This is a genomic window from Paenibacillus sp. E194 (genome assembly GCF_000935845.1).
Lineage (GTDB): Bacteria > Bacillota > Bacilli > Paenibacillales > Paenibacillaceae > Paenibacillus_B > Paenibacillus_B alvei_B.
The window spans coordinates 1-25701 of sequence record NZ_JMDX01000067.1; the positions used below are offsets into that span (position 1 = coordinate 1).

The window sequence follows — 25701 nt, forward strand, 5'->3', positions numbered from 1 at the left end:
GAGACGTGAAGGTCGTTGATTTCCATAAGCTGCATTCGTCATCCTCCTCGTCACTTTTTCATCTTCGGATCGAGTGCATCACGCAGGCCATCGCCAAACATGTTGAATGCAAGCATCGTCAAGCTGATGAAGAATGCAGGGAATGCGATACGCCATGGATAGACGGTCATCGCTTTCAATGCATCGCTAATCATCGTTCCCCAAGAAGCAGCAGGGGATTGTACACCAAGCCCGAGGAAGCTAAGAACCGCTTCGCCGAAGATTGAAACAGGAATTGCTAAGGTTAGCGTAACGATAATCGGGCCGAGTGAATTCGGAATCAGATGCCGGAACAAGATCCGTGCTCCCGATGCGCCGAGAGAACGGGAGGCAAGGACGAACTCCTGATTTTTGAGCTGCATCATTTGCCCGCGTACAATCCAGGCCATATTAATCCAACCAGTGAAGCACAGAGCCAAAATAATGACGCCAAGACTTGGTTCTAGTACTACTACCAGTAGAATGGCTACAAGAAGGTCAGGAAGTGTGAATATGATTTCAGATGCTTTGTTCATGATGTCATCGAGTTTGCCTCCCACATACCCCATAATGCCGCCATATATGACGCCGACAATCAGGTTAATAAGGGCTGCGGAGAAGCCGACGATAAGTGAAATACGAGCGCCCATCCAAGTACGGGCGAACATGTCGCGGCCGAGATCGTCCGTGCCGAACCAATGCTCTGAGGAAGGTGGCAAATTCGTCTTGTCCAAATAATTGGTTTCGTAGTCATAAGAAGTTAACATTGGTCCGATGATGGCCATAATAATGAGCAGAACAAGAATAACGAGGCCTGTCATTGCTGCCCAATTGCTGCGCAATCGAAGCCACGAATCGCGCCAAGCGGATATACTCTCACGTTCGATCGCCTCCGCCGCATGTTCGTCGATGTTCGCTTTTTTGAATTGCTCGGGCTTGATAGGGGGCTGCTGCAATGGATTCTGTTTGTTGTAAGTAATCATGCCGCTTTCTCCTTTCCTTTGGCAAGCTTAATCCGAGGATCGATTACACCATAAGCCAAGTCAGTAAGGAAGCGAGCCACCATCAATATAACGCCATAGAACATAGTGATCCCCATGATGAGAGAATAGTCACGATTCGTAATACTGATTACGAATATTTTACCAAGACCACCGATTCCGAAAATATGCTCCACAATGAATGAACCGGTAACAATACCTGCAGTAAGTGGGCCAAGATACGTAACAACAGGCAAGATTCCGTTGCGTAAAATATGTCTGCGCACAATGACACCAGCAGACAGACCTTTGGACTTGGCTGTCTTAATATAATCAGAATGCAGAACCTCCAGCATACTGGAGCGAGTTAATCTGGCGATGAAAGCAATCGGTAGAGCTGATAGCGCAATGGTGGGCATGACATAGGTGAGGGGGCCTGCTAGTCCAAAGACAGGCAGTAGCTTCAGTTTTACCCCAAGCACGTATTGCATAAATGAGGCAAGAACAAAGCTTGGGACAGACACGCCAACGACAGCGAGTACCATGGAAGACGTATCAATCAGCTTGCGATGCCGCATTGCTGCAGCAATACCAAGTCCTATTCCAATCGTAACGGCCACGATTAATGCACAGATACCCAGCTTAAGTGAGTAGGGGAAGGATTCGCGGATGGCCTGAACGACTTCACGATCCTGCATTTTCATGGAAATACCAAGATCACCTTGAACGAGCTTGTTCAAATAAACGACATACTGTTCATATAATGGCTTGTCGAGTCCATATTGCTCCATGAGCCTTGCACGTATTTCTGGAGGAACGGCTTTCTCTGACAGAAATGGGTCGCCTGGGACAGCCTTCATCAATAGAAAGGTAAGTGTAGCCAGAACCCATAAGGAAATGATGAGATACATTAGCTTGGTAAGGACATAGCGAATCACATTCCACCAGCCTCCTGAAGGATAATTTCAACCTATAATGCTAAAGTCGGGATACATATGAACATTGCCTGCATATGTACCCCGACTATTTACATGCTCAATGTCACGATCGATCGATTAGTGTTCTGCAATATAACCGCGAGTGAAGTTTATTTGTCCTTGGTAGTCGATAAATACATTTTTGACGTACGGCTTCTGTAAATGAACATTTGTATGATAGAAAATCGGTATGATCGCCATATCGTCTGCAATCAGCTTCTTCTCAGCTTGCTTAATCAAGTCCATACGTGCATTTTGGATCCACAGAAATCTTCGCATCTTTCACCAGTTTATCGAATTCAGGATTGTTGTACCCAATATCATTATTGCCGCTGCCAGTCGTATACAGATCGATGAATGACATTGGATCATTATAGTCTGTCGTCCAGCCGGCGCGAGCGACTTGATAGTTCAATGCTGTCCGGTTCTTTAGGAAGACACCCCACTCCTGATTTTCAACCTTTATTTTCAGTCCAAGCGTATTTTTCCACATATTCGCGACGGCTTGAGCAACTTTCTTATGCATTTCATTGGTATTGTGAGCGAGTGTAAATTCAGGCATTTCTGTCAATCCGGATTCCTTCAAGCCTTTTTCGAGAAGAGCCTTTGCTTCAGCGGCATCTTCCTTGAAATAGGCGGTATCGTCGGTTTCATTGCGATACTCATCATTTAATCCTGCGATACCTTTCGCAACAATACCAAATGCAGGTGTTTGACCACCAAGCGTGACTTTTTCAACAATTTGCTTACGATCAATAGCCATTGCCAGTGCCTTGCGAATATTGACATTGTCGAATGGCTTCAGCTTATTGTTGAACAGGTAGTAATACGAGGATGCAATACCTTTGATTTGAAGCTCATCTGGCTTCGACTCCTTCAGCATCGCAATTTGGTCGACCGGAATTTCACCAGTCGGCTGACCTGCGAATTCAAGTGCTCCCGTTTCATACATGCTGACTTCGGTACCAGGATCCTCGACAATTGTAATTTGTACTTTCGTAAATTTGATTTCATCTTTTGCATAGTAGTGTTCGTTTGGAACCAGTTCAAGTGAGTTTTGATGCTTCCAGTCTGACATTTTGAATGGGCCGTTCGATATGATAGTACTTGCCTCAGAAGCCCATTTTGAATCGCGGGCATCCGTGTGTACAGGGTAGTAGGATTGGAAGGAGAGTAAGCTTAAGAAGTAAGCAGTTGGATTCGTGAGTTCGACTTCCAACGTGTAATCGTCAGTGGCCTTTACTGCTACGGAATTTGGATCCGTGGATTTCTTCGTGTTGTAATCTTCTGCACCTTTGATGTAGTACAGCTGATAGGCATATGGTGGAGCTGGCAACATCTTAGGATCGAGAACACGCTTCCAAGCGCTCTCGTAATCTTTTGCTTTTACAGGATCGCCGTTCGACCATTTGGCATCTTTGCGGAGATGGAAGACATACTTCGTCTTCGTAGCATCTTCTTCCCAGCTCTCTGCGGTACCTGGAATAACTTTGCCTTGCTCATCCAATCGTGTGAGCCCTTCAAAGATATGGCTCAATACTTGGAAGGAAGTCGTATCCTGAGATGTACCCGGATCAAGGGAAGGAGGATCACTCTTCATGTTGAAGCGGAAGGTCTGATCTGAGGCGAGTGCCACGTCCTTGTTCTCTTCTTTTTTCTCACCTGTCCCGCTGTCGCCAGTTTTCTGAGTCTCGCTCGGCTTGGACTCAGGGGCAGGCGTGCTGCTGCTTCCGCAAGCGCTTACAAACGCACTTATTGCCAGTAAAAGCGTCAACATAAGCATCATGGATCTACGTTTCATACGTGTACAGTTCCCCTCTCAATGGAATAATCGTTTACACCATACGCCAACCTTACTAGATGCAGGTCAGAGGAGATAATTGACACCTGGTTTGTACCATATACTACCATAATGTTAGGTGTTCGTCTTTATCTTTTTCGATGATTTTATAAAAATTTATCAAATTCGTAACGATTACCGCATTGACAGCTTGCCAATTAAGGTACAATTAACTGTTAGAACACTTTTATCAAGGGGGAAGACATATGAAGCCCATACGAAATTCAGCCAAGGCAATCATCATATACGACGGAAAAGTGCTGCTTACCAAAAACAAGGATCAGGAAGGATTCTTCTATCTGTTCCCAGGTGGTGGACAGGAACATGGAGAGCAGTTAAGTGATGCGTTGAAGCGGGAATGTATGGAAGAAATAGGTTGTCATATCCGACTACGCGACCTCGCGTACGTTCGTGAGTACATCGGTAAAAATCATCAATTTGCACAATGGGATGCCGATGTCCATCAGGTTGAGTTTTATTTTGTCGCTGAACTTGATGAGCGTATTCCTCCGACAGAGAAAGAGACTCAGATCTTTGCAGGCACGAATCCTGACGAGTATCAGGTTGGTGTAGAGTGGGTTGCCTTATCAGCGCTAGATCACATTCGAGTCTATCCTGCAGAATTGATACCAAGGCTGCAAGGTAGAGGGGAAAAAGACGTCTACATGGGAGATACGAATTAACATATATACGTTAACGTTTAACTTTCGGTAATTAAGAATAGTGTTGAAGGCTAGATCTGGGATGAGGAGCTCGATAGAGCTGCCTTATCCTTTTTAATTGGTAAAAGATTGATGCTTGCGAAATGCAGCGACTCCAACTATAATGATAATGATTATCAATATCAACATTATGTACATAAATAAGTTGGAGGTTATATACATGAGCACATTGTTAATTTATGCGAGTATGACGGGGAATACAGAAGAAATGGCGGGGGCTGTGGCCGAAGGCGTCAAAGGAGCTGATGAGGAGCTTACGATGAAGGAAGTCATGGATGCCTATGCATCGGAGATGGCAGAGTACGACGGAATTCTGCTTGGCGCGTACACATGGGGGGATGGTGAACTGCCCGATGAATTCCTTGATTTCTTCGATGAGATGGATGATGTGGATTTGACGGGCAAGAAGGCGGCCGTGTTTGGTTCTTGTGATTCTTCGTATGCACAATATGGTGCAGCAGTGGACATTCTCATTGAGAAACTGCATCAGCGTGGCTGCGAGGTTGTATTGGATGGCTTGAAGGTAGAATTGACGCCTAAGGCTGACGAGAAGGAACAGTGTAGACAATTCGGGAATGCTTTCGTTGGCAAGCTTCGTTCATAATCAGGTCTAGTTCTGCCTCTGTTATTTCGTAATCATCCAAAGCGATAATTCTAATAACAGCATCTAAAACAGACATCAGCTCGTGCCCTTATTGAAGGTGACGGGCTGTTTGTCATTATCATGTTGAGGAGATAGGGCGTGGCGTGGTTAGACAATAGCGGGCGGTTATGGCATGATCTTGTGTAGAAGAATAAGGTGAATCCCTAATCCATAAGGAGGGAAATCATGATGCGCAAGACAGAGCTGTTCTTTCCCGTTCCAGTTTTACAGACAGCCCGTACACGTATGAAGGAAATGACGCTTCAGGATGCTGAGGATATGTTTGAATATGCCTCTGATGAAGAGATTTCGCGGTTTGCAACATGGCCTGCTCACCAGACGATTGCTGATTCGCAGCGTTTTCTGAACTGGATTATCCAGCGTTATAGTCGTGGAGAGATTGCTCCGTGGGGAATTTACTGCAAGCAGTCGGAGCGGCTTATCGGCACATGCGGCTTTGGGAATTGGAATCAGCAGCATGCACGTGCCGAGATCGGCTATGCGTTGTCCAGATCCTGCTGGGGACATGGCCTCATGACAGAGGTTGTAAACGAGGTGATTCGTTATGGATTTACTTCGATGAAGCTTGTACGGATTGAAGCTAGATGCTATCCAGATAATACTGCTTCGATTCGCGTGTTGGAGAAGTGCGGTTTTCAGCAGGAGGGAGTGCTTCGTAAGCATATTTTTGCAAAAGGGCGCTATGAGGATGTTCATTTGTTCTCCATTATTAATGAAGACTTGTTGGATGGGCAGCAGGCATAAAAAAGAGCAGTACAGGTAGGAATAGCCCGTATTGCTCTTTCTGGATTTTAGCTCTATCCGCTCTAGGGAATTATTGCTGCGCACATCATCCAACCATCTACCAATTGTTGAGCAGGGTAACGGTTTTCGTTTTGCTATCCCAGTCAAATTGATAAGTAAATACATTCTGCAGAAGACGAAGTGGGATAAAGGTTTTATTGTTAATAATTTGAGGGAATGTCGTGAGCACCGTATCCTTGCCATTCACCTTCATCTTGCCAGTTAGTGAACTCCACGTAATATCTGATTTGTCCCCTTCAATATACACAGTATGGCTGTATGATTCCCATCGTACCTTCAAATTCAAATGCGTGCTTAGATCCTTAATAGGAATATACGTCAGCCCATTCTCGATCAAAGCGTCATGGGATAAGGCATTCCCATCCGTGTCTATCACACGTACGGCCGGAATCGGAGCCGGTTGAATTTGAACCTTATGCGCGGCACCATCAGCAGCATAAGCGAAGCTGGAACCAAGCAGTGTTATAAGTAGACAGCCTACTAGAATGGATAGGCTGTATTTCAATGTACGAGTAACATCTTTCATGAAAGCCCGAAACCCCCTTTAACAATAATAACGATGATAGAATGAAAAAGTTGCAACATTTAGAAGTCTTTTTTGATCTGGACAAGTATGGAAACGACGTGAGAAAATAAAAAAACATGATTCAAAGCTATAATTGGTATAACAACGATTTCCTGTGGGGGAGTTCACCTTGGATAAAATTATCATCATCTCCTTACTAACTATGCTTATCCATTTGTTTGAGACATTGTCCTATGCGGTTCGCTACGCGGGCGTACGTACAGGTAGACTTGCAGTTGCTCTATCATTAACTGGCATAATTGTCCTTGTATCTCGTACTTCGAATTTGCTTCAGGGCCCAATGACAGGGAAAATTATCGATTATGCAAAGCAGCATCCGGAATTCGATTTGGAAGGCCAGTTCCGTATTGTAATCGGCTCATCAACGGTAGGAACGCTGCTTGCAATGCTCTTTTTTCCAACGGCTGTCTTGATTGCAACTAGAGTGATACGTCATATGGAAGTGTCAGGCTCTATTCCGAAATTGATTTCATCCGTATCCCTCGATCAGATTCGGCATGTGAAGCATCATCTGAGAACGCCAACATGGAACATGCTCCGCTCGCTGCGGATCATGGGAATTCCGAAGCGCTTGCTGCTATTAAATTGTCTGGTCACCAGCATCTATACGATCGGGGTTCTGGCAGCACTGTACGCATCTGCATTGAATCCAGAGTATAGTACGGCCGCCTCGCAATCATCTGGACTAATTAACGGACTAGCTACGATCATACTCACGATTTTCGTCGATCCGCAAATGGCAATGCTTACCGATCGCGCAATGGGCGATTCGACAGAACGGAATCGCTTAGGTAAAATATTCGCGCTCTTGATGTTCTCAAGAGCGGTAGGTACGATTATCGCTCAGTTGCTGTTCTATCCAGCTGCTGCATGGATTGCTTGGGTCGTTCAAGTCATCTAGGTGTTGAACTCGCGTTCGACAAATTGTCATTACCCATATTTATGAAAAATGAACCGTCCTTCTCCTTGAAACCCAGCGAAATATATGCCTGCTCTATGAATCAAAGGGCAGGTTTTTGTTGTTAATTTCTTGCAAATAGGTTTCAAATCTATGATGTAAAATGGTCTGGAAGGGGACGCTTCTAACTTACAGTCTGTTTTTTTTGTAGATCTGCGTTGAGAGGTGTTGTAATTCGTCGATTTATAGTAATATGAAACTAGTTTATTTTTCCAATGATAATAATGGAATAGGAGTGCTCAATTGTTTATGGTGGGGAAAGATCGCCCAAGTGTGATCGTGCTAGGCGGTGGTATCGCCGGCATGAGTGCAGCGCACGAACTAATGGAGCGTGGATTTCGCGTCTCTGTGTATGAATGGAGAACCATTCCAGGAGGCAAGGCACGAAGTATGCCGGTTCCCAATTCGGGGACGAATGGTCGTCCAGATTTGCCAGGAGAACACGGATTCCGGTTCTTCCCAAAATTCTATAAGCACGTTACGGACACCATGAAGCGCATTCCCTATCAACGGCCGAACAGCACCGAGAGATTAACCGTATTTGATAATCTAATCGAAGGAACGAACTTGGGACTTGCCTTCTTCAATCGTCCTATGCTTCCTTTTCTTACTGAATTCCCGCAAACGATACGAGGCTGGCGCACACTGCTTAAATCACTATTCGATAATAAACTTGGTTTAAGTGAGAAGGACGTCGACCGTTATGTGAACTGTCTGTGGCAGGTTCTGACTAGCTGTGATGAACGCCGGCTGCTGGATTATCAGCGTGTAGCATGGTGGGATTTTCTACAGGCGGAGAAGCAGTCAGCGGAATTCAGACACATCTTCACTGGCCTAACGCGCATATTGGTCGCAGCACGGGCGAAGGAAGCGAATGCTTGCACAGTAGGCACGGTAGCTGCAACCGTAATGCTGGATATGGTGCTGCCAGGAGGAAGTGCGGATCGCTTGCTGAATGGCCCTACCAATGATGTGTGGATCAATCCTTGGCTGACTTATTTGAGGCAAGGGGGAGTCGATTATCGCTTAAGAGCGAAAGTTGAACATATTCATTGCAAGAATGGCCGGATTCAAGGCGTGACCATTCAAGAAGAAGGCCGCTCCCACATTGTAACCGCGGATTACTATATCGCAGCACTGCCCGTTGAGGTGATGGCGGAACTAATTACGGAGGATCTAATCGAGGGTGATCCATTGCTGGGGAGACTGACTGAGCTGGCGAAGAACGTAGAATGGATGAACGGCGTCCAATTTTATTTGAAAGAAGATGTCCCTATCATCCATGGTCATGTCATCTATATGGACAGCCCTTGGGCATTGACTTCCGTATCCCAAGCTCAGTTCTGGCCGCATTTCAAGATGAGCAATTTCGGCAATGGGGACGTGGCAGGTATCATCTCGATCGATGTATCGGATTGGAAGACGCCTGGTATTGTATTCGGGAAGCCGGCAATGCACTGCACTAGCGAGCAGATTAAGATTGAAGTGTGGGAGCAGTTGAAGCGGAGTTTGAATCAAGGTGAGACCATACTAAACGATGATATGATAATGCATTGGTATCTCGATGAAGATATTCAATTCCCGAACCCGCATGAAGTGATCAACATGGAGCCGCTGCTCGTGAATCATGTCCACACGTGGAACTTGCGGCCGAATGCATATACAGCAATTCCGAATCTGTTCCTTGCGTCGGATTATGTTCGAACGAATACAGATTTGGCTACGATGGAAGGGGCGAATGAGGCTGCGCGAAGAGCGGTCAATTGCATCATCGAACGATCGTCGATCGATGCCCCACCCTGCAAAATATGGGATATGTATGATTATCCATTGCTATCGGCATGGCGTTCCAATGACCGCTCCCGATTCCATAAAGGCCTTCCTTGGAACGGGAAAATCATTGGCTGACTCGAATGCTCAACGTTCAAGGCATTGAATCGATAGGGAAAGGAATAATGATGTGATCCATTCCATATTAGCGCATGAATTCAAAGGGCTGCTCTATATTATGAGCGCAAGTCTTATGTTTCTCATCATCACGCCGAAATTCATGTTCGCTCATTACCGTCGGAAGCTATTATTTATCTTTATCTTATTTTTGCTGACTTGTTTTTATATTGGGTATGAAGATATCGATCCATTACTGTACGGGCTGCACTTGACTCCTGTATCTCTTGCGCTAGCCGCTCTGTTCGAGGGTCTGCTGCCAGGGATATTTACATGGTTGGCTTTCAATCTGTGCACAATAGTATACTTGCAGATTTACACGGTACCGACAATCATTGGTTCCACGATGATGCTCGCAGCTGGACTTATCCTGCATTATAAACAGGTGCTGCAGAGTACCTATTTGAAGATTTTCCTCATGTCGCTGCTGCTGATAACGGTATATTTAGCCGGCTATCTGTTCTTCTTTGATCAATGGGATCAAGTGCAGGGAATAGAGGTGGTGATTGCTGTCATCGGAACCTATTTGTCCTCGATGTATGTAAGCTACATCTATCATCATGTCAAAAATCAGGAGCGGATGCGGGAAGAGCTATTTCGTGCTGAAAAATATCAAGTTATCGGGCAGCTAGCCGCTTCAATTTCTCATGAAATCCGCAATCCACTGACAACTGCACAAGGCTTCCTACAGCTTATGAATCGTAAAAACTTGACCCCGGAACAAATTCAGACCTATCGGAATTATGCAGCTTCCGGCATTGAACAGGCGAATTCGATCATTACAGATTATTTGAATTACGCCAAACCAACGGTCGAGGTGGCTCGTCCGCTTTATGTTCAGGAAGAAATAGATACCGTCGTGCCCATGGTATCTCCACTATGCCTGCTGTCGAAGGTGGAAGTAGTCGTCCAGCATCTATCGCAAAAACCGATGTACATTATGGGAGAGTCTAAGAAATTTCAGCAGTCGCTGCTAAACATAATGAAAAATGCAGTCGAGTCTATGCCGGATGGAGGTACGTTGAAGGTTACCACCTGGTCGGATAACGAGGGAGTGCATATTCATATTAAGGACACTGGGGTTGGCATGAGCGATTATCAAATTAAACGAATTGGCATGCCGTTCTATACGACGAAGGAGAAGGGAACAGGGCTTGGTCTTATGGTCGTTATTAGTCTAGTGAAATCGATGAACGGCACGATATCGTACTACAGCCGTCCAGATGAGGGCACTACCTGTGTACTGCAGTATAAGCAAGTTCACTTGTAAGGGCGAAATGTTGTTTTGCTAGTCCATATAATGGCGAAACATGCAATAAAGGACATTCATCTAGATATTACTGCTTCTAGAGAATGTCCTTTTGTTTGAACAAGTTAATTGGTTCAGTGATCAAATCGGTTAAGACATCAATTCGACCGTATTTTCGTCATCTGTGCACACGAGCGGCGATAGCTGATTAGCAGGTTCGTGAACAATCCACAGCTCGTGCAGCGCACGAGTGCAGCCGACATACAGCAGCTTCGCATCAAGCAAGCTGCACGGATATCGATGCTCATCGACGTCAAGGACAAGAACTGCATCGAATTCCAAGCCTTTGGACAAGTATACCGGAAGAACGGATATTCCGCCTTCATATTGCTGCTCGTTGCCATCAATCAGGTGGATGCTGTGCTTCAGTTCTCCTTCGATATTTGCATGGAGTGCTGCGTGCAATTCTCTGGCTTCATCCGCTGTTCGAGTCAATAAAGCAATCGTATTATGTCCATTGTCTTGGAAATCAGAGATAATCTGCTTCAGCTGCTCTGCTCTCTCGTTCGCCTTGCTGCTGACAATACGAACCTTCTGACCACTGCGGAATACCGGAACGGCCAACATGTCTGTTCCTACACCTCGTTCTAGGATGACGTTCGCGAACCGGATGATTTCCATCGTCGAACGATAACTGCGTGTTAAGGCGAAGTAATCCGTTGCCTCCGACTCAAACAGTTCTCGCATCTCTGACCAGTCGTGAATACCGGCATACGCATGAATCCCCTGTGAGAGGTCTCCTAAGATGGTAAAGGAGTGGTTCTTGGCAAAGTGATCGAGTACTGCAATTTGTAGTGGCGAGAAGTCTTGCGCCTCATCGATGACAATATGGTCGTATCGGTACTCAGATGAAATCCCGTGCAAGCGGGAGTGCAAATAGAGCAGTGCTGCCAGATCCTCGTGACGAACCACTTTTTTCTTCAAATACGCTAAGGTTTCTTTGCGCACGTGCTCTGGAATGACGATACTGCTATCTCTATCCGTGTCGCCCTGCTTCTTCGGTTCGAACAGGGAACGGTACATCTGCCATGTATCGAGGGCAGGCCATTTCTTCATGTAGGCTTTGAGACGCTGCGTTGACAGCTTCTTCTTATCCTTCAGCACTGTCTTGGAGTGTTCCCGCTTCAGTTCCATCTGAATCCAGCGCTGAATGCGGGCCATAACGCGCTCCTTGCGCTTGGCCGGCTCGTAAGAGCGATACTCCTCATGGAACCAGCTGTATATAGTTGCATGAGGGAGAACGGTTCCGTCCCAAGGAGAGAAGTCGCCGCTTGGCACTGCGTTCTGCTCGTATTCCTTCATAAGCTGATCCATATGAGACAGCAAGGAGAGGGAACCTTTGAATCGTCCAGATACTTGGTCGTCAAGAACTGGACGCGAATCCAAGGAACCGTACCATTTCTCCACTTGCTCCATCGGAGATGCGAGAGTTACGGATAGCTGCATATCCATTACCGCCAAAGCCCATTCAGGGAACGTCTGCTGCTGGATGTTGCCGACACCCAGTTCAGGCAAGACATCGGATATATAGTTCAGGAACATGCGGTTGGGTGCAAAAATCATCATCTTCTCGGCACGAATCTGCTCCTGATATTGATAAAGCAGATAAGCAAGGCGGTGCAGAGCAACGGTCGTCTTACCGCTACCAGCGACCCCTTGTATGAACAAGGCAGTGTTCTTCGGAGCGCGAATGATGCGATCCTGCTCCGCTTGAATCGTAGATACGATATCGCGCAGTCGATTGTCCTTGTTCTCTCCTAGTCGGTAGACGAGAAATTCGTCCGTAACATGGCTCTCGCCTTCGGAACGATTGTAGGTATCAACGACTCTTTGCAATTGTTGGCTGCGTATCGCCAGGTTGCGCTTGAGATGCACGATGCCCTCGATAGGGCCGTCTAATGAATCATAAGATACCGGCGCGGTACCTCCGGAGAAGGAATAAAATAAGCTCGCAATCGGGGCTCTCCAGTCAATCACTAGCGGGTACACTTCATTCTCGGCTTCCGCACTACGATGAACGCCTCGTTTGCCGACATACAGCTTGAGTGCTTCATCCTTGCCGTTTTCTTCGAAATCGATTCTTCCGAAATAAGGCTCCTTACGGGCTTGAGCCAAGCGTTCTTCCTGCTGCTTGCGGTTGTCCTCTAATACTTGCAGCGTAAAGTCGTGCCCAGTATAAGGGGCTACATTATGAACTTTGTCGTATTGCTGCTCGATGATGTCGAGCGTGTCTTTCAGACGGTGATGCTCTTCTTGAAAGGCACTTTGAAACGTGTCGCTCACCTTCAGTTACCTCCTAAGAAAGGATTGTGTGATCTCTCCCACTTCTTTGTTGAAACACATCAAAATATGGAAAGAGAAGAATTAATATATCATATTGACCCTGAAAAAGCAATGAAATTTCAATGATTCATTGCAGCTATTACTTGACAAGCAGTATTTGAATAGTGAATGGAGATGTACGGTTCCTACAAGCATACAAACTAAAGTGTATGAGAAGGAGCACAGGATTCGGCAAGAGCCATGGGGTGGCTATGTTCGTCATAATGTACTGCACTGGGCCATATATAATGAGACAGGAGAGTGCTGCGAAGACGAGCCTATAGCTGGGAACGAAGCGATTATGATGTATTCGCCGTTGTTGAGATATGGTCAAGGGGACATCGCTGATGATTCATCATCTGAACAGTAGCGTAATTTCAATATAGGAGGAATGATATTTTAATGAAGTATTCCAAACGATTTATTCTCTTATGTGTAGTTTTCGTCACCATGACAATTCTGCTGAGTGGCTGTATGCCTGGAGACGGTTCGTACACGGATCAATCACAAGCAGGTTTCTTCTGGGGGATCTGGCATGGCTGGATTGCGCCGATCTCGCTGATTTTTGGGCTTTTCAAGGATGGAATCCGCGTATATGAGATCAATAATACAGGCTGGTGGTATGATCTCGGATTCTATCTTGCGATTGTGGGCGGTTTTGGAGGGTTTGCGTTCAGTCGGAGAAAAGGAGATCATCATTAGTCGACAGTAAGCTAGTTGTTGATGTTGTCGATAAAAAGGATTCTTTGCATGCTGTCATGCGAGGATCCTTTTTTATTTTGATAGGAGTAGCGATCTATCAAAATGGATTACATGACAAAAATGAAAGGAAATTGTAAGGCATAACAATGGTTACATTTCTTCATACCCAGTAAAGTATGTATACAGAACAGGTACGCGAAGGAGTGTAATTAGCATCTATGTTGGAAGTCAGAAATGTATCCAAAATATATGAAGGCAAAGTGTCTTATAAAGCACTTTCCGATTTAAATTTATCGATAGGCAAGGGCGAATTCGTCGGCATCATGGGGCCATCCGGAAGTGGTAAGACTACTTTCTTGAACGTGGTGTCCACGATCGATAAGCCATCATCAGGAGAAGTATTGATTGGCGGCAGCAATGCACACGCTCTTAGTAAGCGTAAACTAGCTTTGTTCCGTCGCAGAGAGCTTGGCTTTGTATTTCAGGATTTCAATTTGCTGCAGACTTTGACCGTGAAGGAAAATATCATTTTCCCATTGACGCTGGAGAATGTCAGCATTAAGGAACAGGAGCAGCGTGTAAAAGTGATTGCGGACAAGCTTGGAATCGGACATATTCTGGACAAGCGCACCTATGAAATTTCGGGTGGTCAATGTCAACGTACTGCGATTGCGCGGGCAATCATCCATCAGCCGAAGCTGCTGCTTGCAGACGAGCCGACTGGTAATCTGGATTCCAAGTCCGCCAAGGACGTGCTTGAAATGATGGAGAAGATCAACAAGGAAGACGGCACCACGACGATGATGGTTACCCATGATGCATTTGCTGCAAGTTACTGTGACCGCGTCATCTTCATCAAGGACGGTTCGCTGTACCAAGAGCTGCACAAGCATGATGAGCGGCAAGTATTCTTCCAAGAAATTATGAATGTCTTGTCAGCATTGGGGGGAGCGGAAGATGAACTTTCGTCAGTTCGCGTTTAAGAACGTATTTCGGAACAAGCGGCTGTACGCTGGATATTTCATTAGCTGCGCCTTCTCCGTAATGATTTTCTTTGTCTATTCGATGCTGGCTTTTCACCCAGAATTGAACATGGCTGGCAGCGGCAAGTACGGCAAGGGTGCACAGGCGGGGATGGAGGTAGCTCAGTACATTATTTATGTGTTCTCCTTCTTCTTCATCCTGTATTCCATGAGCGTCTTCTTGAAGACACGGAAGAAAGAATTCGGTGTGTGTATTATGCAAGGGATGTCTGACATGCAGTTGAAGCGCCTTGTATTTGTAGAAAATATCATTATCGGATTTGCTTCAACGGTTGCAGGGATAGTGACCGGATTAGTATTGTCAAAGGGAATGCTCATGCTAGGCTCTTCCTTGTTGTATTTGGATGACCCATTGTCATTCTATTTCCCAACGACAGCGTTGTGGTTCACGTTCGCAGCCTTCATGGCACTGTTTATTGCGATTTCATTATTTACGGCTACCATATTACGTACAAGTTCCTTGATCGACCTGCTAAAAGCTTCAACGAAACCGAAGCCAGAGCCTAAGGCTAATGCGGGGCTCGCGATATTTGCAGCACTGTGCATCTTAGGCGGCTACGGAACTGCGTTCGTAGTCCGCGGGGAACAGGTCTTATTCGCCATGCTGCCTGTAGTCGTTCTTGTCTCGGTAGGCACTTATTTCTTATTTACACAGCTAAGCGTGTTCATCATTAATAGGCTGAAAAAGAAGCAGAAGCTGTACCGCAGAAACACAAATATGCTGACCTTGTCAGACTTGGCCTATCGGATGAAGGACAACGCACGGATGTTCTTCCTCGTCGCCATTATTTCTACTGTAGCTTTTACGGCTATTGGTACACTCGTTGGCTTCAAGGCAATGCTGACAAATAGTGTGGCAGATTTGATGCCGCCTATGTCGTATGAATCGAATACAATGAGCAATAAGCAAGAGCAGAAACATGTAGATTTGATTGAGTCAGCACTCAAGAAAGAAAACATCAAGTATGATGCCTACATCATTCATAGTAAAATAGCAGAATTCAAAGACGGATCGATTATGAAGGTGATGGGGGTATCGGAATACAATTCATTCGCCAAAGAGCGCATTGAGCTCCGCCATGGTGAAGGATTCGTATTGGAAACGATAAGCAATGATTTTGGCAATAGGAGCACAGCTTCGAATTGGTCAAAGGGGCAGTCCTTGACATTGAAGAAGACAGGTAAGTTGAAGCTTGTTGACTCACTTGAGATGACCGACGATGTGAGACAATATGTATCGAGCGGCGAAGTGCTGGTAATGTCAGATGAGGACTTTAAGGCAATCCCGCTTACGAAGTTCGACGAGACAAATTATATCTTCAACATGGACAACTGGCAGGCGACAAAGACATTGTCAGCAGACCTGGAAAAGCAGTTCCAAAAAGAAAAGCAGCAAGACTTCCGCTTCCAATCCAGAGCGACATCGATGTCAGAACTCAATCAAGGAATGGGACAAATCTTGCTGACGGGCTTATTTGTCGGAGTCGTATTCTTCGTATCAGCAGGCAGCTTCCTGTACTTCCGCCTGTTCTCAGATTTGGATAATGATATTGTCCAGTATCGGGCAATTTCGAAGCTGGGGTTGACAGAAGGGGAACTATCCAAGGTTGTTACGACGCAAATCGGACTTCTGTTCTTTGTTCCGATCATTGTAGCTATCGTTCATGGAGCGGTTGCACTGAATACGTTGCAGAATTTGTTCCCGAACGTATCGATTTTGAAAGAAATCATACTCGTATTAGGCACGTTCTTCATCATTCAGGTCGTGTACTTCTTGCTCATTCGTGCGAACTATGTAAGAAAGCTGAAAAAAGTATTGTAATAACACAGTTATATCCTTATCAGAGAGTAAGCCGTATCGTGGCTTGCTCTCTTTCTATTTGAATTGCAGCTGAGGAATGAACGTGACAATTTTGAAAGGAAAATGTAAGCAATAACAATGGTTGTATTTGCTAATCGGGAGTAAAGTGAAGGTACCGAAAACAACAAGGAGCGTGTAATTCTACTATGCTAGAGGTTAAAAATGTATCCAAAGTATACGAGGGTAAAGTCTCTTATCAAGCATTATCGAATTTAAACCTAACCATTGGCGAAGGTGAGTTCGTTGGGATTATGGGGCCGTCCGGAAGCGGGAAAACGACATTTTTAAACGTGGTATCGACAATCGACAAGCCCACATCAGGAGAAGTATTGATTGGTGGGAGCAATGCGCACGCCTTAAATAAACGCAAGTTGGCACTATTCCGCCGCCGTCAGCTTGGCTTCGTGTTCCAAGATTTCAACCTACTGCAAACCTTAACGGTGAAGGAAAACATCGTATTTCCATTAACATTGGAAAATGTGAGCATTAAGGAGCAGGAGCAGCGTGTGCAAGCGATAGCGGAGAAGCTGGGCATCAAGCAAATTTTGGACAAGCGCACGTACGAAATCTCTGGAGGACAATGCCAGCGGACTGCGATTGCGCGTGCTATGATCCATAATCCGAAGCTGCTTCTAGCGGATGAACCGACGGGGAATCTGGATTCGAAGTCTGCGAAGGATGTTCTCGAAATGATGCAGAAAATCAATAAGGAAGACGGCACGACGATGATGATGGTAACTCACGATGCATTTGCGGCCAGTTACTGTGATCGCGTCATCTTCATCAAGGACGGCTCGCTGTACCGAGAGCTGCACAAGCATAATCAACGACAAGTGTTCTTCCAAGAAATTATGAATGTGTTGTCGGCAATAGGAGGCGCGGAAGATGAACTTTCGTCAGTTCGCGTTTAAAAACGTTATTCGCAACGCGCGGCTGTATGCCGGTTATTTTATAAGCAGTGCTTTCTCTGTTATGATCTTTTTCGTATATTCGATGCTGGCGTTCCATCCAGAATTGAATTTGGCGGAGAGTGGGGGATTTGGAAAAGGCGCACAAACTGGGATGCAAGTTGCCCAGTATATCATTTACGTCTTTACGTTTTTCTTCATTCTCTATTCGATGAGCGTCTTCTTGAAGACGCGGAAGAAAGAATTCGGTGTCTGCATCATGCAGGGGATGTCCAATATGCAGCTGAAGCGTCTCGTATTTCTAGAAAATACGATCATTGGATTTGCTTCGACTGTGACCGGTATAGCAGTAGGACTGATTATGTCCAAAGGAATGCTTATGCTCGGTTCGTCCATGTTGTACTTGGAGCATTCGTTACCGTTCTACTTTCCAACAAAGGCGCTTTGGTTTACTTTTGTGGCTTTTATGCTGTTGTTCCTTGTAATCTCATTCTTTACGGCGACAATTTTGCGTACAAGCTCACTGATTGACTTATTGAAAGCCTCAACGAAGCCGAAACCCGAGCCGAAAGCGTCGATATGGCTGGCTATTTTGGCTGCTATGCTGCTGCTGATCGGTTATGCGATAGCTTTTATCGTACGCGGCACCCTTGTTATGTTTGCATTGCTGCCTGTCGTCATTCTTGTATCGATTGGTACTTACTTCTTATTCACTCAGCTGAGTGTGTACATCATTCATAAATTGAAGAAGAACAAGAAGTTGTATCGCCGGAATACGAATATGTTGACACTGTCCGATTTGGCATATCGGATGAAGGATAATGCGCGCATGTTTTTCCTTGTCGCGATTATTTCAACCGTTGCGTTTACAGCCATCGGAACGCTTGTTGGGTTCAAAGCGATGCTGACTGAGGGCGTTGCAGGATCGATGCCGCCGATGTCTTATGATTCCTATGCTGACAATAAGCAGGAACAAAAACATCTTGCATACATTGAGACAGGGTTGAAGGAAGAAAACGTTAACTATGACAGCTTCGTGATTCATAATAAAGATGCGAAGCTTAAGGATAAGTACTCATTCAATGCAATTTCCGTAACGGATTTTAACCTGATCTCGGAGGATAAGATTCGTGTAGATGCAGGAAGTGCGGTATTGATGCAATTCAAAATGGATGACTTCGGATATAACCGAGGGAAGAAGGACTGGTCGAAGGGGCAGACTTTGACTCTGAGCAGTGGAAGCAAGCTTCAATTGACAGATGTACCGGACATGAGCAAAGTTGTCCGCCAATACATGTCTGGAAATCATGTGCTTGTGATGTCAGATTCAGATTTCAACGCACTTCCAAAGTCGAAAACCGATATGGATATGCATGTATTTGCGATGGATGACTGGCAGGGAACGAAGGCAGTAGCGGAGAAGCTGAATACACAGTTGAATGCTGATAGTGCCAATGCCCACTATCGTTTTCAGGCACGAGCGCTTGCGATGCAGGAAGTGAATCAGGGTATGGGCCAAATTCTGCTGACAGGCTTGTTCGTAGGAATTGTATTCTTCGTGGCAGCAGGCAGCTTCCTGTACTTCCGACTATTCTCGGATTTGGATTCCGATATCGTGCAGTATCGTGCTATCTCGAAGCTGGGTCTGACTGAAGGGGAACTTTCAAAGGTTGTATCCACTCAAATCGGACTACTGTTCTTTGTACCGATTGTCGTAGCTATCATTCACGGTGCCGTTGCATTGAACACACTGCAAAATTTGTTCTCGCAAATCTCTATTTTAAAAGAAATCATTCTAGTATTAGGTACATTCTTCGTTATTCAGGTTGTCTATTTCTTATTCATTCGAGCAAATTATGTGAAAAAACTGAAGAAGGTACTGTAATCAAGCAGTCCCAAAAGATAGGAGCAGGTCGCCGTTGCGATCTGCTCCTTATTGTATATTTACAACATTATGAGGTGAACCAATGCTTAGGATATTGATTTCCCTGTGTGCGATGATATGTCCACGCCGCCAGTACTAAGACAACGGCTCCTATCCCGACCGGAAACAACAGGTAAGTCCAAGGGGCGCCTGTCATCATAATAAGCAGTGGATCGGCGCCCGCAGGTGGATGAATGGTTCTGGTCCATTGCATGAAGACGATGGACAGACCGACGGCTAGCGCGAGGCTCCAGACATGCACGCCAACACAGGAGCTAATGGTCAGCCCGACCAGTGAACTGATGAGATGACCTCCTATTACATTGCGCGGCTGTGCCAATGGACTGTCTGGCAGAGCAAACAAAATAACACATGACGCTCCAAAAGGAGCCATCAAAAATGGGGACGACAACCAGCCTTCAAGGAGTGCTAGTATCAGGATAGCAAGTCCCCCTCCTGTACCTGCGAGTAGCGATGTTTTTACATATTGTAGTGATGGACGTTTTCGGCCAATTTCAAGCATTTTCTGTGTTACGTTAGAATTGTTCATCCTATAGTTTCCTTTCTAAGTAATGAGTTCGTGTCTCGGATTGATTGCACCGGTGCTTGAAATATATTGTATAATGTGATTTGGTATTTGTAATACGAATAATTATGATATCTCATATTTCATTTTTCGATATCAAATTCTTATCGATGTGAGATGTATTGTTCACGTTACGGTATGAGGGCTGTATTATGTGGCATCGATCACGGGATGAGAGAAGTATCATTCACGCTTAGATAAGTGCATGAATTGTATGAAGCTGTTTCATGAAGGGGGAAGAGGGATGTTTGAGCTATTAGATGGGAAGCAAGTCGAAACCGTACGGGTGGTCGCCCACACGAAGAGCATTAGCCGTGCGGCCGAGCAATTAGGATACGTGCAATCAACAATTACCTCACATGTAAAGATGGTGGAGAAGACGGTTGGACAAACATTGTTCCATCGCTTGCCGCGTGGTGTAGAACTGACCGAGGCCGGGGCTATCTTCCTGCGTTATAGTGAGAAATGGAGTCTGCTGGGCAGAGAGCTGACCCAAGAGCTTCCGTCAGGACAATCGATAGAGGGAACAGTCACATTAAGTGTGTTGGAATCCTTTTGCACGACGCGAATGACGGACTTGTTAACAGCAATTTTCCTTAAGTATCCGCGAATCAAGCTTCACCTGCTTCCGGGATTTATGGAGGATACATGCCAGCGAGTACTTCAAGGGGAATGTGAGCTTGGAATTGTGGCCGGTCGGCCGCAAATGGGCGGTGTTGACTTCCTGCCGCTTGTTAATGTGCGGATGGTGTGGGTCGTTCCTATGTCGATGCAGCTCCGCTGGGAAGAGGAAGGCTGGGAAGCACTGGATGATGTTCGAGTCATTGGATTTGGCTCGCAATGCGTCTATCAAGCAGTAGCATCTCAACTTCTCCAAGAGAGCGGGATCAAGCCTAGTCAATATAGTACCTTTCATAGCTTAGAGATGATGAAGCAGACAATCAAGGTGGGAATGGGCATGGCGTTATTGCCTTATCGAACGGTAAAGGAGGAGATCGAGCAGGAAGCGCTTGGCTATCTTCCGCTACAAGTACCAACTCTAATCCATGGGCTTGTATGGAAGCAGGGGGATGAATTATCCCCCGCAGCAATTACGATACGCGATATTTTGGTAGAAAAGTTCAAGAACGAGCAGGAAGCGGATTGATGAGGTCTCCAATTAGGGAGTAATCATCAATTATTGTTTTCATTCAACTGTTCATACTGCATCGAGCCGTCGCGGCATATTGCTTATTCGGATCGCACTGATCATCGAGAATAATGGATTGTGCCGCCAGTCCCTCTCTCCATTGCAATGGCAGCGGACAATTGGTAACCAGCGTATGGAAGCTGGACAATTCAGCAATTTTGACAAGCCCTATTTTCTCGCACTTCGTTATATCTGCGACTAATATACTCTGCTTCGCATGATGCAGCATAATCTTGCGTATTTCAGCTTCTTCTTCATTGGCGTCAGTTACGCCGTGTGTAAGATCGATACCGGAGCACGAGAGGAAGGCTTTGTCGGCAGTATATCGGGCGAGGGCGTTGGCAGCAGCGTGTCCAGAATAGGACAGTGATCGGCGGCGAAGAGTACCACCGGTACAAATTAATTTAATATGTTCAGCATCTGATAGTTCCATGATGACATTTAGTGAATTTGTGATTACAGTCAATTGCTTGCGCGCTTTTATTATTTTGGCGATATGGAGTGAAGTTGTACTCGAATCAAGCATAATCGTATCCCCATGTTGGATAAGCCTAGCGCACTTTGTTCCGATCCACTTCTTTTCAGACAAATAGCAGTCCTCGCGCACCCATACAGGGACGTCAGAGCTTACGGATGTCTCTGCTAAAAATGCTCCCCCATGTGTTCTTAGCAGGAGACCTTCTTTCTCCATACGATCCAAGTCTCTTCGCACTGTTTCTTCCGTCACTCGAAACTGCTTGCTCAGCTCTGCGACGAGAACTCTGCCGTCCTGGAACAGGTGCTGCATGATGCGTTTTCGGCGTTCAATGGCTAACAAGGCATTTACACATCCTCACGATAAGGTGGACAATGGTGGCATCTTGCTTCATGTAGACCTCTATTATAGCGAAATATGGTATTTTTGACGAGTTAAGAAAGCATAACTATTTCACAACACGAATTAAGTAAATATTCTACTCTGGTCATCTCTAGAAAAAGGTTATAGACTAGAGGTGAATTAATCCATGCTTCATGCATTGCAGATCGAATAGAATGTACAGGACAAGGGAGATGAACGATCGATGTCAACACATATGCAGCCTACACTCGTCTTTCCGGTAATCAGTGACATACATATTGATCCTTCGGGTGAAGGTAGTGTCGCCAAGTTCGAACGAGCGATGTTGCAGTTGAATGCAAGGGCGCCTCATCAGGATGCGTTTGTTATTGTAGGGGATTTAACAAACAATGGACTTGAGGAGGAATACGATCGCAATTTGGAAGTATTCCGCAAGCATAAGCTGCCAGGAGCGACACCGCTCATCACGATCGGCAATCACGACTATTGGAACGGACTTCCGATTGAAGAAGCGCAGGCTCGCTTTCTTGCCAAAACGGAGATGCCGTCCTTATATTTTCATCAGGTCATTAAGGGTTACCATTTCATTGTCATGGCGACAGAGGATAAGGTTACATCAGGGTACTTCTCATTGGATCAGATTGCATGGCTTCGCGAACAACTGCAGGTGGCTGCAGCCGATTCAGCAGAGCGTCCTATATTCGTCTTCCTGCATCAGCACTTGAAGGACACCGTGTACGGCAGCGAGGACTGGGGCATTCAGGACAATATTGAACCGCTTATGGAGGCATTGCGGCCATATCCGCAGGTTATTACGTTCTCCGGGCACTCCCACTATCCGCTTCAGGATCCGCGCAGTATTCATCAGGAGGACTTTACTTCTGTTGGAACGGCTTCGCTTAGCTATATGGAAGTGGAACATGGCAAGCTTCAAGGGAATTTGCCGTTAGGATTCGAGAAGTTCAGCCAAGGCTTGCTTGTCGAGGTATATGAGGATCGCGTTGCGATTCATAGGCTTGATTTCGAATATGATCGTCAGATTGGAGACGCTTGGATTGTGTCGCTGCCGGCGTCAACTTCATCCTTTACATATACCATTCATCGTGACACAGAAGCGCCATGCTTCCCTGATTACGCACAATTGCATGTAGAAGAGGAGTGTACAACTTCACATTCTATCCTTATCGTCTTCGATCAGGCGTCCGATAATGAGCTTGTACATGCCTACAACGTTACGGTTGAGAATCGCAATGAACCAGAAGAGGTTATACATTACGCTGCATTTTCCGAATCTTATAAATATCCGGTTCCAGAGCAGCTTCGTCTGGAGATACCAGGGCTGAAGCCAGATTGTGAATACTCCATCGCGGTACAGGCAATAGATGCTTTCGGCAATGTGAGCGAGCGTGTGCTGCAGGGAAGCTGTCGTACTCGTCCTGTTGAAGTGCTGAAGGTGGAAAATTAATTTATCCTAATTAGTATTCGAATATTGTATAACGCAAGTGCCCAAAGCAAACCAATGCTTTGGGCACTTTTTATAGTTAACTAGAGCAGTACTAGTGTTGGACGCAGCTCATTTTGCTGGAGCGGCAGGTTCGCTTCTTCTGAATACCTTAAGTCTATAAAAGTTTTTGTTATTTTTATAAAAGAACGTGTCAAAGTATCAATAATCGTTGGTTTGTCATATATCCGTGAAAGCGCTTTGCTTTTACAATAAAGAAGACAACATCTGGAAGGAGTTAAGATTTATTCAGCAAGAGTTATATTGAATCAAGGAGGGATTTTCATATGGCGAAGGCAACCACGGGAGCAGAGATAGAACCGGGCCTGAACCTGGATAAGCATAAGAAAAGCGCATTTAAACGATTTTTTATGCAAATAGACATACAACTCATGGTGCTGCCGGCACTCGCTCTCATCTTTATATTTTCTTATATCCCTATGTATGGCATTCTTATTGCTTTTCAAGATTATAAGCTTAAGGCAGGCTTCAATCTGTTCAGCAATGAGTGGGTAGGATTAAAGCACTTTATTGATTTTTTTAATTCACCAGAATTTGTACCTGTTATGCGCAATACGATTATTATCAGTTTTATGAAATTTATCTTCGGGTTTCCAGCGCCAATTGTTTTAGCACTTATGCTTAATGAAGTGCGCAAGATGGCCTTTAAACGGGTCATTCAAACCGTTACGTACTTACCTCACTTCTTATCATGGGTAGTTATCGGATCCATGGTTACATCCTTACTGTCCGTAGACAATGGCAGTATAAATATGCTGTTAGAGAAGCTCAGGATTATCGATGAGCCAATTAACTTCATGTCATTGGCAGAATATTTCTGGTCGATTCTCGTTGCAACCAATGTATGGAAGGAAATAGGGTTTGCCTCCATTGTATATTTGGCAGCGATTGCAGGGATCGATCCTCATTTGTATGAAGCAGCATCGATAGATGGTGCGAGTCGATTCAAGCAGATGACTCTCATTACACTGCCTTGCATTATGCCAGTTGTGATCATCTTTATGATTCTTGCAATCGGAAACCTGCTGAATGCAGGCTTCGAGGACATTCTCATTCTCGCTTCCAATCCAGCCTTGAGAGAAGTATCTGACTCGCTTGATGTATATGTAGTTCGTGTCGGTATTGATAATTACAGGTACTCCTATGCAACGGCAATCGGCCTGTTCAAGGCTGTTGTCAGCGTCACGTTGCTTACATTTGCGAACTTCATTGCCAGAAAGACGGGCAATAGCTTATGGTAATGAATCATTCCATAACTAGGAGGACTAAATAATATGCGTGAAAGTATAGGAGACCGCATTTTTACCGTTTTTATATATGTAGTGTTAACCTTATTGGCCTTTTCGACCTTTTATCCATTCTGGAATTCACTTGTCATATCGTTTAATGAAGGATTGGATACGTCTAAGGGCGGCATTACTTTTTGGCCGCGCGAGTTTACATTGGAGAACTATAAAATCGTATTCGAAGATTCGCGATTAATGAATGGGTTTGTGATTGCCCTCTTGCGAACGGTCATTGGAACGGTAGCATCCATCTTAGCGACGGCTATTTTTGCATACGGGATGTCGAAGCGAGGGCTTATGGGCCGCAAGTATTATATGATTATGTGTATCGTTACCATGTATTTTGGAGGCGGTCTCATTCCGAGCTATATGCTCATTCGTGGACTTGGTTTGTTCAACTCTTTCTGGGTGTTCATTATTCCGGCACTTATTAGTGTATGGAATATGATTATATTCCGCACCTTCTTCCAAGGCTTGCCGCAAGGCTTGGAAGAGTCAGCGAAGATTGACGGCTGCGGTAACTGGGGTACATTCTTCCGTATTGTCTTCCCGTTGTCTGGCCCTGTTATTGCTACCTTGTCTCTGTTCACAGCGGTTGCGCACTGGAATGAATGGTTCGTAGCAAGTATCTATATTACGAACGAGAATCTGCTTCCTATTCAGACGATACTAAGACAGATTCTTTTCTCCAACATCGCATCTGAACAGTTGTCCA

The 25701-nt window shown here is 45.4% G+C and carries 21 protein-coding genes and 1 pseudogene; 15 read left to right on the forward strand and 7 right to left on the reverse strand.

Annotation, left to right across the window (positions count from 1 at the left end; translation table 11 throughout):
• Positions 1-50: 50 nt before the first annotated feature.
• The 3 genes and pseudogenes from AZ66_RS11620 to AZ66_RS11630 form a co-directional block, all read right to left on the reverse strand.
• Positions 51-1001 carry an ABC transporter permease gene (locus AZ66_RS11620; RefSeq protein ID WP_044355012.1) on the reverse strand — a complete coding sequence of 317 codons (951 nt, stop codon included), beginning with the start codon at positions 999-1001 and terminating at the stop codon, positions 51-53.
• On the reverse strand, positions 998-1936 hold the full coding sequence (locus tag AZ66_RS11625; protein ID WP_044355014.1) for an ABC transporter permease: 939 nt from the start codon (positions 1934-1936) through the stop codon (positions 998-1000). The genes AZ66_RS11620 and AZ66_RS11625 overlap by 4 nt, the downstream gene beginning before the upstream one ends.
• Positions 1937-2053: 117 nt before the next feature.
• Positions 2054-3776, reverse strand: a pseudogene (locus AZ66_RS11630) (peptide ABC transporter substrate-binding protein).
• Positions 3777-4021: 245 nt separating this feature from the next.
• On the opposite strand from AZ66_RS11630, the gene AZ66_RS11635 reads away from it, so the two are divergent.
• The 3 genes from AZ66_RS11635 (at position 4022) to AZ66_RS11645 (ending at position 5945) form a co-directional block, all read left to right on the forward strand.
• On the forward strand, positions 4022-4498 hold the full coding sequence (locus AZ66_RS11635; RefSeq protein ID WP_044355015.1) for an NUDIX domain-containing protein: 477 nt from the start codon (positions 4022-4024) through the stop codon (positions 4496-4498).
• Between the two features lie 199 nt (positions 4499-4697).
• On the forward strand, positions 4698-5141 hold the full coding sequence (locus AZ66_RS11640; protein ID WP_021261863.1) for a flavodoxin: 444 nt from the start codon (positions 4698-4700) through the stop codon (positions 5139-5141).
• Positions 5142-5366: 225 nt separating this feature from the next.
• A complete protein-coding gene (locus tag AZ66_RS11645; RefSeq protein ID WP_231586840.1) occupies positions 5367-5945 on the forward strand; it encodes a GNAT family N-acetyltransferase in 579 nt (192 codons plus the stop codon).
• 97 nt (positions 5946-6042) lie between these two features.
• Here AZ66_RS11645 and AZ66_RS11650 read toward each other — a convergent pair whose 3' ends face one another.
• Positions 6043-6531, reverse strand: a complete 489-nt coding sequence (locus tag AZ66_RS11650; protein ID WP_044355016.1) for a copper amine oxidase N-terminal domain-containing protein — start codon at positions 6529-6531, stop codon at positions 6043-6045.
• Positions 6532-6700: 169 nt separating this feature from the next.
• Between AZ66_RS11650 and AZ66_RS11655 the strand changes: the two genes are divergently transcribed.
• The 3 genes from AZ66_RS11655 to AZ66_RS11665 all read left to right on the forward strand — a co-directional run bounded on the left by AZ66_RS11655 (position 6701) and on the right by AZ66_RS11665 (position 10766).
• Positions 6701-7492, forward strand: a complete 792-nt coding sequence (locus AZ66_RS11655; RefSeq protein WP_021261860.1) for a lipid II flippase Amj family protein — start codon at positions 6701-6703, stop codon at positions 7490-7492.
• 306 nt (positions 7493-7798) lie between these two features.
• Complete coding sequence (locus AZ66_RS11660; RefSeq protein ID WP_044355017.1) at positions 7799-9457, forward strand: hydroxysqualene dehydroxylase; 1659 nt, start codon at positions 7799-7801, stop codon at positions 9455-9457.
• Between the two features lie 52 nt (positions 9458-9509).
• A complete protein-coding gene (locus AZ66_RS11665; protein WP_052648482.1) occupies positions 9510-10766 on the forward strand; it encodes an ATP-binding protein in 1257 nt (418 codons plus the stop codon).
• Positions 10767-10895: 129 nt separating this feature from the next.
• On the opposite strand, the gene AZ66_RS11670 is transcribed toward AZ66_RS11665, so the two are convergent.
• Positions 10896-13088 carry a HelD family protein gene (locus AZ66_RS11670; protein ID WP_044355018.1) on the reverse strand — a complete coding sequence of 731 codons (2193 nt, stop codon included), beginning with the start codon at positions 13086-13088 and terminating at the stop codon, positions 10896-10898.
• 441 nt (positions 13089-13529) lie between these two features.
• On the opposite strand from AZ66_RS11670, the gene AZ66_RS11680 reads away from it, so the two are divergent.
• From AZ66_RS11680 to AZ66_RS11700, 5 genes are all read left to right on the forward strand, one after another.
• The gene (locus AZ66_RS11680) at positions 13530-13829 is read left to right on the forward strand and encodes a hypothetical protein (RefSeq protein ID WP_044355019.1); all 300 of its coding nucleotides are present in this window, start codon (positions 13530-13532) and stop codon (positions 13827-13829) included.
• A gap of 218 nt (positions 13830-14047) precedes the next feature.
• Positions 14048-14812, forward strand: coding sequence for an ABC transporter ATP-binding protein (locus AZ66_RS11685; RefSeq protein WP_044355020.1), 765 nt, complete (start codon positions 14048-14050; stop codon positions 14810-14812).
• Positions 14787-16694, forward strand: coding sequence for an FtsX-like permease family protein (locus AZ66_RS11690; RefSeq protein ID WP_044355021.1), 1908 nt, complete (start codon positions 14787-14789; stop codon positions 16692-16694). The genes AZ66_RS11685 and AZ66_RS11690 overlap by 26 nt, the downstream gene beginning before the upstream one ends.
• 185 nt (positions 16695-16879) lie before the next feature.
• Positions 16880-17644 (forward strand): ABC transporter ATP-binding protein, encoded by a 765-nt coding sequence (locus AZ66_RS11695; protein ID WP_044355022.1) that lies wholly within the window; start codon positions 16880-16882, stop codon positions 17642-17644.
• Positions 17619-19526: an ABC transporter permease gene (locus AZ66_RS11700; protein WP_044355023.1), complete on the forward strand. Its 1908-nt coding sequence runs from the start codon at positions 17619-17621 to the stop codon at positions 19524-19526. The genes AZ66_RS11695 and AZ66_RS11700 overlap by 26 nt, the downstream gene beginning before the upstream one ends.
• A gap of 67 nt (positions 19527-19593) precedes the next feature.
• Here AZ66_RS11700 and AZ66_RS11705 read toward each other — a convergent pair whose 3' ends face one another.
• Positions 19594-20115, reverse strand: coding sequence for an HPP family protein (locus AZ66_RS11705; protein ID WP_082061548.1), 522 nt, complete (start codon positions 20113-20115; stop codon positions 19594-19596).
• A 280-nt stretch (positions 20116-20395) separates the two neighbouring features.
• Between AZ66_RS11705 and AZ66_RS11710 the strand changes: the two genes are divergently transcribed.
• Positions 20396-21298, forward strand: a complete 903-nt coding sequence (locus AZ66_RS11710) for a LysR family transcriptional regulator (protein WP_044355024.1) — start codon at positions 20396-20398, stop codon at positions 21296-21298.
• Between the two features lie 43 nt (positions 21299-21341).
• Here AZ66_RS11710 and AZ66_RS11715 read toward each other — a convergent pair whose 3' ends face one another.
• Positions 21342-22157, reverse strand: coding sequence for a DeoR/GlpR family DNA-binding transcription regulator (locus AZ66_RS11715; protein ID WP_021253081.1), 816 nt, complete (start codon positions 22155-22157; stop codon positions 21342-21344).
• A 244-nt stretch (positions 22158-22401) separates the two neighbouring features.
• Between AZ66_RS11715 and AZ66_RS11720 the strand changes: the two genes are divergently transcribed.
• The 3 genes from AZ66_RS11720 to AZ66_RS11730 form a co-directional block, all read left to right on the forward strand.
• Positions 22402-23643 carry a metallophosphoesterase gene (locus AZ66_RS11720; protein ID WP_044355025.1) on the forward strand — a complete coding sequence of 414 codons (1242 nt, stop codon included), beginning with the start codon at positions 22402-22404 and terminating at the stop codon, positions 23641-23643.
• A 323-nt stretch (positions 23644-23966) separates the two neighbouring features.
• Positions 23967-24941, forward strand: a complete 975-nt coding sequence (locus AZ66_RS11725) for an ABC transporter permease (protein ID WP_044355026.1) — start codon at positions 23967-23969, stop codon at positions 24939-24941.
• Positions 24942-24974: 33 nt separating this feature from the next.
• Positions 24975-25701: carbohydrate ABC transporter permease (locus tag AZ66_RS11730; protein WP_044355027.1), on the forward strand; the 727-nt coding region annotated here is incomplete at its 3' end.

Coding starts and splice junctions, on each gene's coding strand:
- AZ66_RS11620 (WP_044355012.1), bottom strand. CDS start 1,001: ATGATTACTTACAACAAACAGAATCCATTGCAGCAGCCCCCTATCAAG.
- AZ66_RS11635 (WP_044355015.1), top strand. CDS start 4,022: ATGAAGCCCATACGAAATTCAGCCAAGGCAATCATCATATACGACGGA.
- AZ66_RS11640 (WP_021261863.1), top strand. CDS start 4,698: ATGAGCACATTGTTAATTTATGCGAGTATGACGGGGAATACAGAAGAA.
- AZ66_RS11645 (WP_231586840.1), top strand. CDS start 5,367: ATGATGCGCAAGACAGAGCTGTTCTTTCCCGTTCCAGTTTTACAGACA.
- AZ66_RS11650 (WP_044355016.1), bottom strand. CDS start 6,531: ATGAAAGATGTTACTCGTACATTGAAATACAGCCTATCCATTCTAGTA.
- AZ66_RS11660 (WP_044355017.1), top strand. CDS start 7,799: ATGGTGGGGAAAGATCGCCCAAGTGTGATCGTGCTAGGCGGTGGTATC.
- AZ66_RS11680 (WP_044355019.1), top strand. CDS start 13,530: ATGAAGTATTCCAAACGATTTATTCTCTTATGTGTAGTTTTCGTCACC.
- AZ66_RS11685 (WP_044355020.1), top strand. CDS start 14,048: ATGTTGGAAGTCAGAAATGTATCCAAAATATATGAAGGCAAAGTGTCT.
- AZ66_RS11690 (WP_044355021.1), top strand. CDS start 14,787: ATGAACTTTCGTCAGTTCGCGTTTAAGAACGTATTTCGGAACAAGCGG.
- AZ66_RS11695 (WP_044355022.1), top strand. CDS start 16,880: ATGCTAGAGGTTAAAAATGTATCCAAAGTATACGAGGGTAAAGTCTCT.
- AZ66_RS11700 (WP_044355023.1), top strand. CDS start 17,619: ATGAACTTTCGTCAGTTCGCGTTTAAAAACGTTATTCGCAACGCGCGG.
- AZ66_RS11705 (WP_082061548.1), bottom strand. CDS start 20,115: ATGAACAATTCTAACGTAACACAGAAAATGCTTGAAATTGGCCGAAAA.
- AZ66_RS11710 (WP_044355024.1), top strand. CDS start 20,396: ATGTTTGAGCTATTAGATGGGAAGCAAGTCGAAACCGTACGGGTGGTC.
- AZ66_RS11720 (WP_044355025.1), top strand. CDS start 22,402: ATGTCAACACATATGCAGCCTACACTCGTCTTTCCGGTAATCAGTGAC.
- AZ66_RS11725 (WP_044355026.1), top strand. CDS start 23,967: ATGGCGAAGGCAACCACGGGAGCAGAGATAGAACCGGGCCTGAACCTG.